The 982-nt window shown below is 72.7% G+C and carries 1 protein-coding gene; it reads left to right on the forward strand.

Features of this window, described 5'->3' with window-relative positions:
* The first annotated feature begins 46 nt into the window (after window positions 1-46).
* Entirely contained in the window at window positions 47-946 is a 900-nt protein-coding gene (locus tag OOT08_RS17975) for an ABC transporter permease (protein ID WP_325094249.1), read from the forward strand.
* The last annotated feature ends 36 nt before the right edge of the window (window positions 947-982 follow it).

Genomic DNA, 982 nt, shown 5'->3' on the forward strand with positions numbered 1-982 from the left:
CCGACGCCGTGACCCTCCTCGCCAACCCCCGCGTTCGGACCGCCTCATGACCGCCCCCGCCGCCTCGGCCGACACCCGCGCCCTCCTGCTCCCCGTCACCGAGCCCAAGCCCCGCAGCCTGGTTCGGCGCGCGATCGGCTCCCCGGGGACGGTCATCGGGCTCGTCCTGACCCTCCTCATCCTCCTGGTCGCCTTCGTCGGGCCGCTCGTGACCCCGTACTCGCCGACCGAGTTCACCGGGGCACCGTTCAGCCCGCCGGGGGAGGGCAGCGTCTTCGGCACCGATAATCTCGGGCGGGACGTGCTGTCGCGCTTCCTCGACGGCGGGCGCATCCTGATCGTCCTCGCGGCCCTCGCGAGCACCGCCGGGGTCGTGCTCGGCGCGCTCATCGGCGTGATCGCCGCGTACCGCCCGGGCTGGCTCGACGAGGTGCTCATGCGCGTCGGAGACATCGCCCTCGCCTTCCCGCAGCTGGTGCTGGCCCTCCTCTTTCTCTCCGTGCTGGGCCCGCAGCCCTGGCTGCTCGTGACCCTCGTCGCTTTCGGGCACCTGCCGCGCGTCGCCCGCGTCGTCCGGGGGGCCGCCCTCGGCATTGTGACCCGCGACTTCGTCCGCTCTGCCGAGGTCCTGGGCACCCCGCGCGGCCGGATTGTGGTGCGGGAGATCCTGCCAAACCTGAGCAGCACGCTCGCGGTCGAGCTCGGCCTGCGCCTCACCTACTCGATCGGGATCCTCGCGGGGCTCAGCTTCCTCGGCCTCGGCATGCAGCCGCCGTCCGCGGACTGGGGGCTCATGATCAACGAGAACCGGATCGCGCTCACGGTCGCGCCCTGGGCCGTGATCCTGCCGGTGACCGCGATCGCCGTGCTCACCGTCGGCACGAACCTGATCACCGACGGACTCGCGAAGGCCGCGATGGCCTCCGCCGAGGGGGTGCGCGCATGACCGCCGACGCTCCCGTTGACGCTCCCGTTGACGCCA

Origin of the sequence: Leucobacter sp. M11, from assembly GCF_035726885.1 — a bacterium.
GTDB lineage: Bacteria > Actinomycetota > Actinomycetes > Actinomycetales > Microbacteriaceae > JAPFRB01.

Bases quoted from the DNA above. Each gene is read 5' to 3' on its own strand.
- OOT08_RS17975 (WP_325094249.1), top strand. From the start codon at position 47: ATGACCGCCCCCGCCGCCTCGGCCGACACCCGCGCCCTCCTGCTCCCC.